Below are 15,198 nucleotides of genomic sequence, written 5' to 3'. Positions count from 1 at the left end.
ACCACAGCCCCTCGACCGACCACAGCCCCTAGACCAGCCATGGCCCCCCGACCGGCCACGGCCCCTCGATCGACCGCGCCCCCTCGACCCACCACAGCCCCTCGACCGACCACAGCCCCTAGACCAGCCATGGCCCCCCGACCGGCCACGGCCCCTCGATCGACCGCGCCCCCTCGACCCACCACAGCCCCTCGACCGACCACAGCCCCTCGACCAGCTGAGGCCGCCCGGCGACCACACCGGCCGCCCGCCCGGCCAACGCGACGCCCCGGCACCGGGCTGAGCGCGCCTGCCTCGCGGACTGACGGCGCCCCGGCATCCGGAGCACGCCGGGCTCCCCGTGGGCTGCGAACGCCTCGGCCCCGGGCGGTCCGGGCCGGCCGGCAGCACCGATTCGCCTGTTTCGGCCCGGCGGATGGCACCTGTGGTCCTAGGATCGCCTTGTGGAGCGTTGGTTCAACCTCGCGGGCTGCGACAACGTACGCGATCTAGGCGGGCTGCCCACCGTCGACGGAGCGGCCACCCGGCACGGNGTGTTTCTGCGATCCGATTCGGTACAGACGCTGACCGAGGCCGACGTCATCCTGCTGCGGGAGACCTTCGGCCTGCGGACGATCATCGACCTGCGAGCCAGGGAGGAGGCGGCCCGAGAAGGCCGGGGTCTCCTCGCCGAGCAGCCCATCGACTATCACAACCTGTCGTTCCTGCCCGGTGAGTGGGTGATGCCCGACGNCCCGCGATNCCCCGCGATCGTCCGGGACCTCGACTCGGTTGACCGCATCGAGCACTACCTGGACTACCTGCGCCTTGCCGGCCCCGCCGTGGCACAGGCACTGCGGGTGCTGGCCCAGCCCACCGCGGGCCCCGCGCTGTTCCACTGCGCGGCCGGCAAGGACCGCACCGGCGTCCTCGCGGCCCTGCTGCTGAGCATCGCCGGGGTCGACCGGGACGCCATCGTCGCCGACTACGCCCAGACCAACGAGCGGATCCACCTGGTCAACGCACGCCTGGCGAAGCGTCCCTCCTACAACCGGCCGACCGCCCCGCTCACTCCCGACCAGCTCTCCTGCCGTCCGGAGGTCATGCGGGGCTTTCTCGCCGGTGTCGACGCCGGTTGGGGTGGCCCCGCCGCCTGGGCCATCAAGGAGGGACTCACCGAGTCGGACCTGATCGCGCTACGCCGGACCCTGGTCGCGTAGTCAGGGCCGGGAACGGCTCGTCCGGAGCGCCATGACCGACCGGACCCCGCCTACGGCGCCGCCGCCGGACGATGAGCACATGGTCCACCGCGTGCCCCCGAAGGCGGTCCTGGCCGCCCTGCTGGCGGTCGTGCTGGTGGCGAGCTGCGGCGTCCTGCGGCGGACCCACCGCGTGCCGGACGACCTGGTCCCGGTGTTCCGCTCGGCCGCCACCGCGTACGGCATCCTCACCGCCGCCCAGCTCGCCGCGCAGGCACGCGTGGAAAGCAAGTTCGACGCGCAGGCGGTGTCGCACGCCGGTGCCCGCGGCATCATGCAGTTCCTGCCGACCACCTGGGCGGCATTCGGGCTCGACGGCAACAAGGACGGCGTGGCGGATCCGCTGGACCCCCGCGACGCCATCCCGTCGGCCGCGTACTACGAATCGTGGCTCGCCGAACAGGTGGCGCACCTGCCCGGGGATCGCGTCTCGCTGATCCTCGCCGCCTACAACGCCGGGCCGGACGCCGTGCGCCTCGCGGGCGGCATCCCCGACTTCGGCGAGACCCGGGCGTACGTGACGAAGGTCCGGGACTGGGCGGACACCTTCTCCGACCAGCTCTGACCCAACCTGCTCCGACCCCCAACCTGCTCCGACCCCCAACCTGCTCCGACCTCCGGCCAGCCCGGACGGACCACCCGATTCCTCAGCCCACCCGCAGCCGCTCCCCCGACACCACGACCTCGTCGCCGGGGACCAGCTGGCGTCCGCGGCGGCTCTCCACCTCGCCGTTGACCCGCACCATCCCTCCCGCCAACAGCCCCTTCACATCCGACCCGACCCCGACGACGTCGGCGAGCTTGAGGAACTGGCCCAGCCGGATCGCGTCACCCTGGATGCTCACCTCGCGCATGCCCTCAAGCATCGCCGGTCCCCGAAACCGGGCGCGCGGGGCATCCCCCGATGCGCCCGCCCCGGTGCAGCCGCCCCGTCGCGCCCGCCCGGTCCGCCGGCCTTGCGCCGGACACGCCGCACAGCGGGCTGCTCGCGGCCGACGCCCCGCACAGGCACCATCGGGCGTGACCGGCGCGACCGCGAACACACCCGCTCACCCGCGGCACCGGCCCCTCCGGACCATCGTTCGGGAACGACAATCCACATCCCGGGCGGAGGGCTGAGGCATGCTGGCGGACGTGGCAGGTATCCCCTCGGACCCGTCGGACGGCACGGGCAGACGCGGCAGCGGATCCCCGCGACCAGCGAAAACGCCCGGTAGCGGTCCGCCGGCACCGCGCGCCGCGCGCCCGCCTGTCGCGCCGGACCGCCGGACCGTCCCGCTCCCCGGCTCGCCCGCCGCGCCGGCCGACCCGCTCGGTCCACCAGACGGCCCGCAGGACTCCCCGGACAGCCTGCTTGACTCGGACGAGCCGCGCGCTCCGTCGGAGAGTCCCTTCGCCTCGTCCGGAGACGGGGACGGGGACCCCACGCCGGCCGAGGCCGATCGGGCTGCGGCGCGACGGCGCATCGCCGCGCGCGGGCGGGCAAGGCGCGGCGTGCGCACCCCAGCCCTCGGCACCGCGGCCCCCGGCGAGCTGCCCGCCCTCGACGACTACCCGGACCAGCGCATCCCCCCGCTGGACAACCTGCGAACGGGTGCCCCGACCGGCGACGGCCCGGGATCGGCAACCGTCGGCGGCACCAGCGAGGACGTGGTCCGCCGGGTCGAACGCTCCAGCGGGATGCTCGCCTCCCGCGCCGCGGCGCGGATGAGCGAGGTCCTGCCCTGGTTTCCGGCCATGTCGGCGAGCCATCGGGCCGGGATCCAGCTCGTGGTCCAGGCCGGCATCTCCTCGTTCGTCGAGTGGTGTCGGCGACCGGAGCACGCCCGGGAGCTGTCGGAGGACGTCTTCCGGGTCGCCCCGCGCGAGCTCGTGCGGGCGGTGACCTTCCGTCGCCTGGTCGATCTGGTCCGGGTCGCGGTGGAGGCGATCGAGGCCGAGGTGCCGAACCTGGCCGGCCCCGAGGACGAGCTGCGGCTGCTCGCCGACGTCCTGCGCTACTCCCGCGACATCGCCTTCGCCGGTGCGGTCGTCTACGCCCGCGCGGCCGAGGAGCGCGGCGCCTGGGACGCCCGGCTGGAAGCGCTGGTCGTCGATCACGTGGTGCGTGGCGAGGTGGACCGGGCGCTGCCGTCGCGGGCGGCGGCGGTGGGCTGGCGCAACCCGCCGGCCGTGACCGTCATCGTCGGCGGCGCCGAGGGCAACGCGCCGGAGGCGGTGGTCGACGAGGTGCACCGGCTGGCTCGGGCGGCCCAGCTGGAGGTGCTTGCCGGGGTCCATCACAACCGGCTGGTGATGGTGGTCGGCGGCCGGTTCGCCACCTCCGACTTCGCCACCTCCGACGACATCGGTCGAACCGACGGGCTGGCGGCCGCCACCGCGGCCGGGGACACCGCGACCGCCGGCGGCCCCTCCGGCGCCGGCGCGCCGGGCGGCCAGGCTCCCGACCGGCAGCCCGGCGCCACGGTGCACACCGCACTCGACGCGGCCCGGGCACTGCTGCCCGCCTGCGGTCCGGGGCCGGTCGTCGTCGGCCCGGTCGTCGCCGACCTGACCGGCGCACCGCGCGCCGCCCGGGTGGCGCTCGCCGCGACCGACGTCGTCGCCGCCTGGCCGGCCGCGCCCCGGCCGGTCCAGGCCCGGGCGCTGCTGCCGGAGCTGGCGCTGGCCGGGGACGCCGATGCCCGGCGGGTGCTCGTCGAGGAGGTCTACCTGCCGCTGCGCGACGCGGGCACGCCGTTGTTGGAAACCGCCGGGGCGTATCTCGACTTCGGTTCGTCCCTGGAGGCCACGGCCCGAGCCCTCTACCTCCATACCAACACTGTCCGTTACCGGCTCCGAAAGGCCGCGGAGGTCTGCGGACTCGACCCCGCGGATCACCGGGAGCGTTTCATCCTGCATGTTGCGCTCGTCCTGGGACGCCTCGACGGTGCGTTATCTACAGGGAAAACATGATCGGGCGCATCGCTCCGGAGTCGTCGCACCCCAGTGCGAGAACGGTCACATCGGGCCACTCTGCTGGCCTGTCACGCGAATCCGGCCCGATGCCCGCAGCACGAACGAATTCACGGTGACGGCAGATCGGTTTGTAGGCCATCTACAACGCCCGGTCGGGACATCGGTGAGTGGCCGCCAGCGACAAGTAGTCCTCCCGAAGGGTTAGGTAGTACACGTGCTCGCGATCCTCGCACCCGGCCAGGGTGCACAGACCCCCGGACAGCTCCGCGCCTGGCGCGGTCTCCCCGGGGCGGAGGAAAGGCTGCGCTGGTGGTCGGCCGCGGCTGGCATCGATCTGCTGGAGGTCGGGTGCGAGGCGCCTGNCGAGACGATCCGGGACACGGCGATCGCCCAGCCGCTCATCGTCGCCAGCGGTCTCGTCGCCGCCGAGCAGCTCGGCCTGCCGGTCGCCGCCCCGGTCGGCACCACCTCGCTCGTCCTGGCAGGCCACAGCGTCGGGGAGATCACCGCCGCGGCCCTCACCGGCATCCTCTCTGCGGAGGAGGCCCTGGTCCTCGTGGCCCTGCGCGGCCGCGCGATGGCCGAGGCGGCCGCGCGGACCGAGACCGGGATGACGGCGCTGCTCGGCGGGGAGCCTGAGGCCGTGACCGCCCGGCTGGCCGAGCTCGGCCTGACCGCGGCGAACCGCAATGGCGCCGGCCAGATCGTCGCCGCCGGCACGACGGAGGACCTCGCCCGGCTCGCGGCGGAACCGCCCGCGGGCGTCCGGCTGCGCCCGCTGTCCGTCGCCGGCGCCTTCCACACTCACCACATGTCCTCGGCGCGCGACGCGCTCGGCGCCGTCGCCGGCGGCATCCGGCCGGCCGCGGCCCGGGTGGCGACCCTGTCCAACGCCGACGGTACGGTCGTCACGGACCCGGCCGATCTCCTCTCCCGACTCGTCGCCCAGGTTGCCGCGCCGGTCCGGTGGGACCTGTGCCTGGCGACGCTGCGGGGGCTCGGCGTCACCGCGGTCATCGAACTGCCGCCGGCCGGCACCCTGGCCGGCATCGCGCGTCGCGAACTGCCCGGCGTGAAGATCCTCGCCGTGAAGAGCCCCGACGACCTGCCCGCCGCGCGGGAGCTGATCGCCGAGCACGTCGGNACCGACCACCTCAGCCAGGCGCCGGCGAGCCCAGCGCCGCGGACGCCGCCGGACCTGGCGACGGACGACGCGGCCCTCGTCGGGGTGCGGGCGTGAGNGCCGTGAGCGGAGCCCGGATGCTCGGGCTCGGCGTCTACCGCCCGACGCGGCTCGTCACCAACGACGAGATCGCCCAGCGGGTGGACACCTCGGACGCGTGGATCCAGAGCCGCACGGGCATCGCCACCCGGCGGGTCGCCGACGAGGAGGAGACGACCGTCGCCATGGGCGCGGCCGCCGCGGAGAAGGCGCTCGCGGCCGCCGGCCTGACGGCCGACACCATCGACCTCGTCATCGGCGCGACCTGTACCTCGCCTTCGCAGATTCCCGGCGCCGGGCCGCAGATCGCCCACCNCATCGGGGCCGGNAACGCCGGCGCCTTCGACATCAACGGTGCCTGCGCCGGGTTCAGCTACGCGGTGTCGACGGCCGCCGACATGGTGNGCGCCGGCAGTGTGCGCCACGTCCTCGTGGTTGCCACCGAGCGACTGTCGGACTACACCGACTGGGATGACCGCAGCACCTGCATCCTGCTCGCCGACGGTGCCGGGGCGACCGTGATCGGCACGGCCGAGACCGACGAGATCGNCCCGGCGGTCTGGGGCCATGACGGCTCCCGACCGGAGGTGATTCGCGTCCCCGGCTACGGGGACAACATGTTCCGCATGGAGGGCCAGGCGGTCTTCCGCTGGGCGATCTCCCTGGTGCCGACCGTGCGGCAGATCTGCGAACGGGCCGGCGTGGCGCCCGACGAGCTCGCGGGTATCGTTCCGCATCAGGCCAACCTGCGGATCGTCGAGGCACTCGCGACGGGCATCGGCGCCACGAACGCCGCCGTCGCCCGCGACGTCGTCGACTCGGGCAACACCTCCGCCGCGAGCATTCCGCTGGGGCTCGCCCGCCTGCTCGACACCGGCGAGATCCGCCGGGGCGACCCGGTGCTGCTGTTCGGTTTCGGCGCCGGCCTGACCTACTGCGGGCAGGTCGTGCGATGCCCGTGACCCTGTTCGACCTCGCGGCGCGGACACCCGCGCGCCGCGCCGTGCCCCCGGCGGCCCGATGACCAGGCCCGCCGCACCCCTGTCCCAGGTACCAGCATCCTGGCGCCTGCCCGCGACGATCGCCTGATCGCGCGCAGCCAGCGCCGCCACCAGCCCAGCTCTCACAGGAGGAACCACCGTGTCCCAGGACATTCTCGCCGGCCTCGCCGTCATCCTCGAAGAGGTCGCCGGTGTCGACCCCGCCGACGTCACCCCCGAGAAGACCTTCATCGACGACCTGGACGTGGACTCGCTGTCCATGGTCGAGGTGGTCGTCGCCGCGGAGGAGAAGTTCTCCGTGAAGATCCCGGACGACGACGTGAAGTCCCTCAAGACCGTCGGCGACGCGGTCTCGTACATCCAGCGGGCTGGTGTGGCGGCGTGACCACAACCCCAAGGCAGGTCGTCGTCACCGGCCTCGGGGCAACCACTCCCCTCGGTGGCGATGTCGCCTCGACGTGGGAGGGTCTGCTCGCGGGCCGCTCCGGCGCCCGGCGGCTCACCGAGGAATGGATCGAGAACCTTCCGGTCCAGATCGGCGCGCCGCTCGCGGCGGAGCTCCCGCTGGGTCGGGTCGAGGCACGCACCCTCGACCGCAGNCAGCAGATGGCACTGGTCGCCGCCCGCGAGGCGTGGGCTGACGCGGGCTCGCCCGACGTCGACCACGAGCGCCTCGCGGCCTGCGTGGCCTCGGGGATCGGCGGCGTGATCACGCTGCTCACCCAGCACGACGTGCTGCGGGAGAAGGGTGCCCGGCGGGTCTCGCCGCACGTGGTGCCCATGCTCATGCCCAACGGACCGGCGAGCACCGTCGGCCTGGAGTTCAAGGCAAAGGCGGGCGTGCACGCCCCGGTCAGCGCCTGCGCGTCCGGCTCGGAGGCCATCGCCCTCGGGCTGGACATCATCCGGGCCGGCCGGGCGGACGTCGTCATCGCCGGCGGGACCGAGGCCGCGATCGCGGCCCTGCCGATAGCCGGCTTCGCGCAGATGCAGGCCCTGTCCCGCCGCAACGACACGCCGGAGACGGCGTCCCGCCCGTTCGACAAGGCGCGGGACGGCTTCGTGCTTGGCGAGGGCGCGGCGATCCTGGTCCTCGAGGCCGCAGAGCACGCGGCCGCCCGCGGCGCGCGGGTCCACGGCACGCTGGCGGGCGCCGGGATCAGCTCGGACGCCTACCACATCGCCGCGCCGGATCCCACCGGTGCCGGCGCCGCGCGGGCCGTTCGTGCCGCGTTGCGCTCGGCGTCGCTGGAGCCCACCGACATCGTCCACATCAACGCGCACGCCACGTCGACCCCGGCCGGTGACGTGGCCGAGGCGGTGGCCCTGCGCTCCGCCCTGGGCGACCACATCGACGCGGTCGCGGTGACGGCGACCAAGTCGATGACCGGTCACCTGCTCGGGGCGGCCGGCGCGGTGGAGGCGGTGGCCAGCATCCTGGCCCTGCGCGAGCGGATCGTCCCGGCGACCCGCAACCTCGACGCCCTCGACGACGAGATCGCGCTCGACGTGGTGAGCATCGACAACCGCAAGATCGGCACGGGTGCGGCCCTGTCGAACTCGTTCGGCTTCGGCGGCCACGACGTCTGCCTGGCCTTCACGGTCTGACGGCCCCGCCGCGGGGACGGCCCATGCCGCCCCGCATCGGCCGGAATTCCGGCCGGCCCGGCCGGCACCGTCGGCACGCCGGCGGAACCGCACGCCGCGCCCAGCCGGGCGCGGATCCGGATCCGCCGGCCGCAGCGACAGGGCACCGAGCGGGTGCCCGCACGGCTCAGCACCACCCCCGTTCCACCGCTGAGCACCGCACCAGATCCGCCCATCGCAGTCACCTACATGTCGCCGTGACGCCGGCCGCCCCACCGCTGCCACGGCACCGCCCGCCGGTGCGGCGGGCGCCCATGGTCGCCGGACCGAGTGTGTCGCGGGTACCGGCGCGTACCCCAGGTGGTCGCGCGTCGGCCGATGAACCGGTCCGGCGCCGTTCAGGCAAGGAGACGCACGGTGAGTCTGTCCACGATCGACCGAGTTGACCCACGCACACCCGAGGCCCGGCTTGCCCGGTTCTTCGACGCCNACACGGTGTCCCTGTTCGCAGCCGGCGACACATCCGGGGTCGTCGCCGGCCAGGGCCTCGTCGACGGGAACGAAGTCGTCGCATTCGCCACCGACCCGACCGTACAGGGTGGGGCGATGGGGCGCGACGGCTGCGCCCGGATCGTCCACGCCATCGAGTCCGCCGTCCGACTGGGCTGCCCGGTCGTCGGCATCTGGCNCTCCGGTGGCGCCCGGCTCCAGGAGGGTGTCGCCTCGCTCGACGGCGTCGGACGGATCTTCGCCGCGACCGTCCGGGCCTCCGGCCGCGTCCCGCAGCTCTCGCTGGTGCTCGGCGCGGCGGCGGGCGGCGCCGCCTACGGCCCCGCGCTGACCGACATCGTCATCATGGGGCCCGAGGCGAAGGTCTTCGTCACCGGCCCGGACGTGGTGCGGTCGGTGACGGGCGAGGAGTGCACCGCCACCAGCCTCGGCGGCCCCGAGGTGCACTCCAAGCGCAGCGGGGTCGTGCACGTGACCTGCGACTCCGAGGACGAGGCGATCGAGCGGACCCGCGCGCTCGCGGTCCTGCTCGCCGACCAGCGTGACATCGGCCAGGTCGCCGGGCGCGAGCTCGCCGAGCTGCTGCCCGAGAACCCGCGCCGGGCCTACGACGTGCGGCCGCTGGTGAACGCCGTGCTGGACGGCGAAGGCATCGAGCTGCACCCGAAGTGGGCCCCGAACATCGTGACCTCGCTCGGCCGGCTCGGTGGCCGCACTGTCGGGGTGGTCGCGAACAACCCGCTGCGCCGCGGTGGCTGCCTCGACGCCACCTCCGCCGAGAAGGCGGCGCGCTTCGTGCGCATGTGCGACTCGTTCGGCGNGCCGCTGGTCGTCCTGGTCGACGTGCCCGGCTACCTGCCGGGCGTNGGACAGGAGTGGGAGGGTGTCGTCCGCCGGGGGGCGAAGCTGCTCTACGCCTTTGCCGAGTGCACCGTGCCGCGGGTCACCGTCGTGACGCGCAAGGCCTACGGCGGCGCGTACATCGCGATGAACGCCAGCTCGCTCGGGGCGACGGCCGTGTTCGCGTGGCCGACGGCGCAGGTCGCCGTCATGGGCGCCGAGGCCGCCGTCGGCATCCTGCACCGGCGCAAGCTGGCCGAGGTGCCGGCCCAGCGCCGGCCGGACGTGCTGGCGGAGCTCACCGAGGAGCACATCCGCACCGTCGGCGGCATCGACCGGGCCGTCGAGCTGGGCGTGATCGACGCCGTCGTCNCCCCGGCCGCGACCCGAGGCGCCGTCGCCTCCGCGCTGGCCAGCGCGCTCGCCGACGCCCGCGCCGACAAGAACGTCCACGGCAACATCCCCCTGTAGCGGCCACCGGGGCCACCGCGCCCCGTCTCCCAGTGCCCTCGGACCCCCCTGACCCGGGGCCCGAGCCGCAGATCGTTCCGACGCCGACCGCCTCCCCCGGCCGCCGCGCCGCCCGATCGTGACGCTCATCCGTCCGCCAACTGCATCCAGGTGCGCACGACNTTGCTCATCTGCCGCGGGTTCATCCACAGGGCGGCACGGGCGAAGATCGGATCCGCCCGCAACGCGACCTCACGTCGCTGCGGTGCGGCGGCGGGCGCGATCGCCCGCATGTGCTCGAAACTGAGGGTGCCCGCGCGGAAGGCCGCGCCGGAGGCCGGCAGCGCCTCGACGGCATGCGCGACCGCCAGTGCCGTGGCCGTCGTGGGGTGCACCAGCCGGCATTCCCGCCGCAGCCAGGCCGCGGCCGACCGCGCACCGTCGAGCCGCCAGAGCTCGCGCCGGTCGAACTCGGCCAGCAGCCGGATCCACAGCGCGTCGGTGGCGTCGACCAGCCGGCGGACGTCGACGACCAGCAGGGCGACCTCCACATCGGGCAGCTCGCGCGCGTCGACGGCGACGACCCCGCCCAGCAACGCCTCGACATCGATCACGATCACCAACCCCTCCCACACCGATGCACCGCACCGGACTCCGGCGGAACTCCGCCCACCCCACGGCACATCAATCGAACGTCTGTTCGCATAGTAGATCGGGACGCGCCGAAAGCCAACCGCCGGTTCAGCTCCGTCACCGACCGGGTCATCACCATCGGGCGAGACGTTTACCTGTTGNGAAATAACGATCTGCCGCCGGGCGTTGGTCAGCCTGGAGGTGTGTGCATGTCCCTGCAGGTCGACAGTCCCGGCCGGCCCCCGGCGACGGAGCCGGACCGGCCGGACCCCGACACCACCGCCACGGACGGATCCGCCGTGGTGGCCTCATCGAAGGGCGGCACCTTCGCCGCCCTGCGGATCCCGAACTTCCGCCGCTTCCTCACCGGCCAGGTCGTCTCGCTGTGCGGGACCTGGATGCNGACCATCGCCCTGGGCTGGCTGGTNCTCTCGCTGGGCGCCTCGGGGACCGCCCTCGGCCTGGTGACGGNCGCGCAGTTCCTGCCGGTGCTGCTCTTCGGGCCCTACGCCGGCCTGATCGCCGACCGGACCAACCGGCGGCACCTGTTGATGTTCACCCAGGTCGGTTCCGGGCTCGCCGCGCTGGCCCTGGGCGTCCTGGATCTCACGGGCACCGCCCGGCTGTGGATGGTCGCGGTGGCCGCGGCGCTCATCGGCCTGTGCAACGCGGTCGACAATCCGGCCCGACAGACCTTCGTGCAGGAGATGGTCGGCTCCGACCACCTGCCGAACGCGATCACCCTGAACTCGGTGACAGTGAACGCGGCCCGCATCGTCGGACCGGCCATCGCGGGCGTGGTCATCCTGGCCGTCGGCACGGCCGGGTGCTTCCTGTTCAATGCGGCGTCGTTCGGTGCGGTGCTGGTCGCCCTGCACCGGATGGACACCTCGGCGCTGCACGAACGGCCGCCGGTGCAGCGGGCACCGGGGCAGCTACGGGCCGGTTTCGCCTACGTCCGACGCACCCCGGCACTGCGGATTCCGCTGATCATGATGCTGGTCATCGGCGCGCTGTCGTACGAGTTCCAGGTCGTGCTGCCGCTGGTGGCGCGGGAGACGTTCGGCGGCAACGCGGCGACCTACAGCCTGATGACCTCCGCCATGGGGGCCGNCGCGGTCGTCGGCGGGCTGCTGGTCGCCCGTCGCCGCCGCATCGGCGTCCGGCCGTTGGGAATGATCGCCGCAGCCTTCGGTCTCGCCTTCCTTCTCGNCGCCGCCGCGCCCTCCATCGAGCTGGAGCTGGCCGCGCTCGTGCTGGTGGGCGGGACGAGCGTCGCGTTCATCTCGACGGGGAACGCGACCGTGCAGCTCTCCGCCGACCCGGCCATGCGAGGGCGGGTGATCGCGCTGTGGTCGGTGGCGTTCCTCGGCACGACCCCGTTCGGCGGCCCGATCGCGGGCTGGGTCGCGCAGACTTTCGGCCCGCGTGCCGGCCTGCTGCTCGCCGCCGGCGCAGCCCTCGCCGCGGCCGCGTTCGCCTTCGCCTCGCTGCGCCCCGCCGCCTCGCCACGCGCCGCCGCCATCCAGGCCCAGCCCCAGCCCGGGACGGGCGAAGGCGATCGCCTGCCCCTCGACGGCCGCTCGACCTAGACACTCGGCCCAGACGCTCGGCCCAGACGACGCTCGACCCAGACGCTCGACCTAGACGCCGGGGCCCTCCTGGCCCTGACCGGCGGCCGACGGCCGGCCGGCGGGTGGGACCGGCGGGGCCACCGCCGGCGCCGCGGACGACGGCCCCGGCGCCTCGACGGAGCTGCTCGCCGCCACGCGGCCGAGCTCGGGCAGCTTGTGCAGCTCCCGGGTCTGGCCGCGGTGCGCCCGCACGGCATCCGAGTGGTAGCGCTCGGCAACGTTGAGGAAGTCCGGCTCGTGGTAACGACGGCCGTCGACGGTGGGCCCCGTGCGGCCCTCCATGATGGCTTCCACATCCTCGCCGGTGATCGTCTTGTGGGTCTCCAGCGCGTGGGTCAGGGCGAGGATCTCCCGCCGGTTCGCGCCCAGCACCGCCTCGGTCCGCTCGTAGAGCTCGCGCAGTTTGACCTCGACCTGCTCACCGAAGGGCCGGTCGGNGTCGATGGAGGCGTTGCCCATCTGCTGTTCGAGCATGGACAGCCGGGAGGCCAGGGTCTCGCCCATCGCCNCCGAGGAGATGAAGTTCGCGACGAGCAGCGTGNCACTGCGCAGGTCACCGCCGACCCCGACGGTGTTGTCCCCCTCGAAGAACATCCGCTCCCCGGCGAGGGACGCCAGCGAGACCATCACCTGGATCTCGATCTCGGACTTCCACATGAACATCCGGTCCTCGACGGCGACGTGGGCCACGAAGCCGCCGACCCCGCCGCGCCGCTCGATGGTGGCCAGGTCGATCACGCGACCGCGCTGCATCCGGTAGGCGACGACGGCGTGGCACGCCTCGTGCAGGGCGATGCTGTGCCGTTCCCGGTCGATGTGCTCGTGGTCGTCGGCGAGGCCGTACTCCTTGATCACCCGGGCTCGGAGAATGTCCTGCCAGGTGATGACCTCGCGACCGTCCTTGACCGCCTGCACCAGCGCCTCGTTGACGGTGTCCTTGATCGTCGCGCCGGTGGACTCCGGGCTCATGATGGCCAGCCGCTCGATCTGCTCCGGGGTGAGCTCGTGGCGCACCTTCGCGAGGTAGCCCTCGAAGGTGCGGATGNGGCCCTCCTTGCTCGGGTAGCCGACCTTGTACTGGCGGTCGATGCGGCCGGGACGCAGCAGCGCCTCGTCCAGCGACTGCGGCATGTTCGTCGCCATCATCACCAGGATGCGGTACTTCGGCGGCGGCTTCGGACGCATGCCGAGCGTGCGGCGCACCACCCGGTTGAGGAACCCGCGCGGCTTCTTCAGCCCCGACATCTCGGTGAGCAGCGCCTGCAGGGTGCCGTCGAACCCGCCGCCACCGCCGCCCATCACGAACTGCTCGCGGGNGGCCTCCCGGGTGATCTCCGAGCGGGCGGCGGAGCTGAGGTAGGACAGCCCGTTACACAGGTCGCCGACGCCTCCGTCGCGCGCGCCGAACGCGTCCGGGCGACGGCCGGCCGCCCCCGGCCCACCCAGGCCTCCCGGCGCGGCCGAGGCGGGGGAGCCCTGGCGGGCGAACCATGACCGGGCGCCGTTACCCATCCCACCGAAGCCGCCGTTCAGGGCGCCGCGGCTGCCCAGCGTGTCGGCCTCGTCGAAGAAGACGATCACACCGCCATAGCGCAGCGAGAGCTTGCGCAGCTTGCGGAACAGCGACTTGACCTTGAGGATGCCCACACCGATGAACATCGCCGAGAAGGCACCCGGGTCGACGAACACGAAGGGCTTGCCGGTCTCGCCGGCCACCNCCTCCGCGATGAGNGTCTTGCCGGTGCCGGGCGGCCCCCACAGCAGGATGCCCCCGGGCACGTGGCCGCCGCGGCTCTCGATCTCCTCGGGCCGTTCCAGGTAGAAGACGTTCTCCTGGACCCGGCTGACGACGTGGTCCTGGCCCCACACGTCGGCGAAGCGGGTGGTGATGTCCTCCGGGAAGTAGGTGTCGACGCCGCCCTTGGACAGGAACCAGAACATGACGACGAACTGGCCGACGACCAGGACCATCAGCAGGACGATCTGCAGGACGAACGGGATGGCCTTCCACAGGTCGCCAGGCACCTGGACGAGGGCGTCGAAGACCGAGGTGTGGGACAGCCGGGCGTAGACGAACAGGGCGAGGGCGAGCGCCACGATCCACTTCGCCGCGCGGCTGAGCCGGTAGCGGTTCCAGTCGTTGAGCCGCAGCATCCGGCGTTCCGCCCGGCCGAAGACCCGGTCGGTCCAGAACACGTGGTACGCCGACCACCGCTCGGNGATGAGCATGTGGAGCTGGTGCAGCACCTCGAGGCCGAACAGGACGAGCACCCAGGCGCTCTTGCGGGCCTGGATCCGCAACGNGTCGGCCCAGGTCATCAGCGGATCGCCGGAGACGTCCGCGGCCACCACGAACAGGAACACGGCGCCGAGCAGGATCAGGAACTTCACCCGGTCCCACAGCGGGAGCGGTCGGCGGCGTGGCTTCCCGTCGCCCTCGGCCGTCGTCTCCGGCTGTGCCGCCGCGGTCGACGCCGCCGACCCGCCGGGCGGCGTGGGNCCGCCCGGTCCGTCTGNGCGGATCCCGTCTGCGTGGTCCATCACGCCCATCTCTACTGCCCTCGGTCCGTCGGCTCGATCGTGAAGGACTTGGCCACATCGCCGATCTGGTCTGCGTGTTGCGCGTAGCACAGCGACGAACACGCGAGGATGAGCTGATAGAGAACCGTCTGCCCGTTGTCGAGCAGACTCGTCTGGTCGATGGTGACCAGGCCGGCGTCGGTCTGCACCTGGTAGACGAGATGCACCCCGTGCACGCCGTCCTTCTTGTGCACGACCTCATCCGCCAGCAGCAGGAAGTCGGGCGTCAGCCGGGCGCCGTAGGGGTCCTGGCGCACGGCCTTCTCCTGGGCGGCCACCGCGTCGTCCACCGACAGGACGAAGTTGCGCAGGTCGTTGGTCGACACCGCGTTCGCCTCCTCCGGCAGCAGGTGGNGAACCTGNGCGAACCCCTTGGGCAGGGTGGCGTCCGGGACGAGCAGGNGCGAGGCGTCGAATCGCCGGGCCGCGTCGATGCCCACGACCCANTCCCGTGACATCAGCCCCTGCAGCATCTCGGGACTGACGTTGCGGGCATCGATACCGAACAGGGCGGGGCCGGGCATCTCCTGGTGATTCCACCCGTT

The 15,198-nt window shown here is 73.2% G+C and carries 11 protein-coding genes and 23 pseudogenes; 24 read left to right on the top strand and 10 right to left on the bottom strand.

Annotated elements, in window-relative coordinates:
• Positions 1-443: 443 nt before the first annotated feature.
• From UK94_RS43805 to UK94_RS07740, 4 genes and pseudogenes are all read left to right on the top strand, one after another.
• A pseudogene (locus tag UK94_RS43805) lies at positions 444-532 on the top strand (tyrosine-protein phosphatase); the annotation flags it as partial.
• Position 533: 1 nt separating this feature from the next.
• On the top strand, positions 534-732 hold a 199-nt coding region (locus tag UK94_RS43800; RefSeq protein WP_235486910.1), incomplete at both ends, for a tyrosine-protein phosphatase.
• A 10-nt stretch (positions 733-742) separates the two neighbouring features.
• Positions 743-1,199, top strand: a 457-nt coding sequence (locus UK94_RS43795) for a tyrosine-protein phosphatase (RefSeq protein ID WP_235486908.1), incomplete at its 5' end; no start/stop codon positions are given.
• Positions 1,200-1,278: 79 nt separating this feature from the next.
• Positions 1,279-1,803 carry a lytic transglycosylase domain-containing protein gene (locus UK94_RS07740; RefSeq protein WP_041939745.1) on the top strand — a complete coding sequence of 175 codons (525 nt, stop codon included), beginning with the start codon at positions 1,279-1,281 and terminating at the stop codon, positions 1,801-1,803.
• A gap of 82 nt (positions 1,804-1,885) precedes the next feature.
• On the opposite strand, the gene UK94_RS07735 is transcribed toward UK94_RS07740, so the two are convergent.
• Complete coding sequence (locus tag UK94_RS07735; protein WP_173402704.1) at positions 1,886-2,104, bottom strand: RNA-binding S4 domain-containing protein; 219 nt, start codon at positions 2,102-2,104, stop codon at positions 1,886-1,888.
• Positions 2,105-2,732: 628 nt separating this feature from the next.
• Between UK94_RS07735 and UK94_RS07730 the strand changes: the two genes are divergently transcribed.
• The 15 genes and pseudogenes from UK94_RS07730 to UK94_RS43735 form a co-directional block, all read left to right on the top strand.
• Positions 2,733-4,193, top strand: coding sequence for a helix-turn-helix domain-containing protein (locus UK94_RS07730; protein ID WP_235486906.1), 1,461 nt, complete (start codon positions 2,733-2,735; stop codon positions 4,191-4,193).
• Between the two features lie 217 nt (positions 4,194-4,410).
• Positions 4,411-4,558 (top strand): annotated as a pseudogene (locus UK94_RS43790) (ACP S-malonyltransferase); the annotation flags it as partial.
• 1 nt (position 4,559) lies between these two features.
• Positions 4,560-5,339, top strand: a pseudogene (locus UK94_RS07725) (ACP S-malonyltransferase); the annotation flags it as partial.
• Positions 5,340-5,441: 102 nt separating this feature from the next.
• Positions 5,442-5,733, top strand: a pseudogene (locus tag UK94_RS43785) (3-oxoacyl-ACP synthase); the annotation flags it as partial.
• Between the two features lie 14 nt (positions 5,734-5,747).
• Positions 5,748-5,822: pseudogene (locus tag UK94_RS43775) on the top strand (hypothetical protein); the annotation flags it as partial.
• Position 5,823: 1 nt separating this feature from the next.
• A pseudogene (locus UK94_RS43770) lies at positions 5,824-5,967 on the top strand (3-oxoacyl-ACP synthase); the annotation flags it as partial.
• Position 5,968: 1 nt separating this feature from the next.
• The coding region (locus UK94_RS43765; protein WP_313949464.1) for a 3-oxoacyl-[acyl-carrier-protein] synthase III C-terminal domain-containing protein at positions 5,969-6,380 on the top strand (412 nt) is incomplete at its 5' end.
• A gap of 178 nt (positions 6,381-6,558) precedes the next feature.
• On the top strand, positions 6,559-6,804 hold the full coding sequence (locus UK94_RS07715) for an acyl carrier protein (RefSeq protein WP_009742445.1): 246 nt from the start codon (positions 6,559-6,561) through the stop codon (positions 6,802-6,804).
• Positions 6,801-7,018: pseudogene (locus UK94_RS43760) on the top strand (beta-ketoacyl synthase N-terminal-like domain-containing protein); the annotation flags it as partial. The gene UK94_RS07715 and the pseudogene UK94_RS43760, both read left to right, overlap by 4 nt.
• 1 nt (position 7,019) lies before the next feature.
• Positions 7,020-8,027, top strand: a 1,008-nt coding sequence (locus tag UK94_RS07710) for a beta-ketoacyl-ACP synthase II (RefSeq protein ID WP_235486904.1), incomplete at its 5' end; no start/stop codon positions are given.
• 469 nt (positions 8,028-8,496) lie between these two features.
• Positions 8,497-8,694: pseudogene (locus tag UK94_RS43755) on the top strand (carboxyl transferase domain-containing protein); the annotation flags it as partial.
• Position 8,695: 1 nt separating this feature from the next.
• Positions 8,696-9,336: pseudogene (locus UK94_RS43750) on the top strand (carboxyl transferase domain-containing protein); the annotation flags it as partial.
• A 1-nt stretch (position 9,337) separates the two neighbouring features.
• Positions 9,338-9,382, top strand: a pseudogene (locus UK94_RS43745) (hypothetical protein); the annotation flags it as partial.
• A 1-nt stretch (position 9,383) separates the two neighbouring features.
• Positions 9,384-9,728: pseudogene (locus UK94_RS43740) on the top strand (carboxyl transferase domain-containing protein); the annotation flags it as partial.
• A gap of 1 nt (position 9,729) precedes the next feature.
• A partial coding sequence (locus UK94_RS43735; RefSeq protein ID WP_235487015.1) for a hypothetical protein occupies positions 9,730-9,827 on the top strand: 98 nt, incomplete at its 5' end.
• A gap of 162 nt (positions 9,828-9,989) precedes the next feature.
• Here the strand turns inward: UK94_RS43735 and UK94_RS07700 are convergent.
• Positions 9,990-10,357, bottom strand: a 368-nt coding sequence (locus UK94_RS07700; RefSeq protein WP_235487013.1) for a DUF222 domain-containing protein, incomplete at its 3' end; no start/stop codon positions are given.
• Between the two features lie 291 nt (positions 10,358-10,648).
• Between UK94_RS07700 and UK94_RS43730 the strand changes: the two are divergent.
• From UK94_RS43730 to UK94_RS43705, 5 genes and pseudogenes are all read left to right on the top strand, one after another.
• Positions 10,649-10,841 (top strand): annotated as a pseudogene (locus UK94_RS43730) (MFS transporter); the annotation flags it as partial.
• Positions 10,842-10,867: 26 nt separating this feature from the next.
• Positions 10,868-10,910, top strand: a pseudogene (locus UK94_RS43720) (hypothetical protein); the annotation flags it as partial.
• 1 nt (position 10,911) lies between these two features.
• A pseudogene (locus UK94_RS43715) lies at positions 10,912-11,552 on the top strand (MFS transporter); the annotation flags it as partial.
• 1 nt (position 11,553) lies between these two features.
• Positions 11,554-11,651, top strand: a pseudogene (locus tag UK94_RS43710) (hypothetical protein); the annotation flags it as partial.
• 1 nt (position 11,652) lies between these two features.
• Positions 11,653-12,031: MFS transporter (locus UK94_RS43705; RefSeq protein ID WP_235486903.1), on the top strand; the 379-nt coding region annotated here is incomplete at its 5' end.
• Positions 12,032-12,082: 51 nt separating this feature from the next.
• On the opposite strand, the pseudogene UK94_RS43700 reads toward UK94_RS43705, so the two are convergent.
• From UK94_RS43700 to UK94_RS43660, 8 pseudogenes are all read right to left on the bottom strand, one after another.
• Positions 12,083-12,510: pseudogene (locus UK94_RS43700) on the bottom strand (ATPase); the annotation flags it as partial.
• A gap of 1 nt (position 12,511) precedes the next feature.
• Positions 12,512-12,581: pseudogene (locus UK94_RS43695) on the bottom strand (hypothetical protein); the annotation flags it as partial.
• 34 nt (positions 12,582-12,615) lie between these two features.
• Positions 12,616-13,118: pseudogene (locus UK94_RS43685) on the bottom strand (ATPase); the annotation flags it as partial.
• A gap of 1 nt (position 13,119) precedes the next feature.
• Positions 13,120-13,389: pseudogene (locus UK94_RS43680) on the bottom strand (AAA family ATPase); the annotation flags it as partial.
• Position 13,390: 1 nt separating this feature from the next.
• Positions 13,391-13,790, bottom strand: a pseudogene (locus UK94_RS43675) (AAA family ATPase); the annotation flags it as partial.
• A 15-nt stretch (positions 13,791-13,805) separates the two neighbouring features.
• A pseudogene (locus UK94_RS43670) lies at positions 13,806-14,292 on the bottom strand (ATPase); the annotation flags it as partial.
• Positions 14,293-14,377: 85 nt separating this feature from the next.
• A pseudogene (locus UK94_RS43665) lies at positions 14,378-14,572 on the bottom strand (hypothetical protein); the annotation flags it as partial.
• A gap of 53 nt (positions 14,573-14,625) precedes the next feature.
• Positions 14,626-15,007: pseudogene (locus UK94_RS43660) on the bottom strand (hypothetical protein); the annotation flags it as partial.
• Between the last annotated feature and the right edge of the window lie 191 nt (positions 15,008-15,198).

Origin of the sequence: Frankia sp. AvcI1 (assembly GCF_001420875.1) — a bacterium.
Lineage (GTDB): Bacteria > Actinomycetota > Actinomycetes > Frankiales > Frankiaceae > Frankia > Frankia alni.
This window is presented reverse-complemented; position numbering and strand designations above follow the sequence as displayed.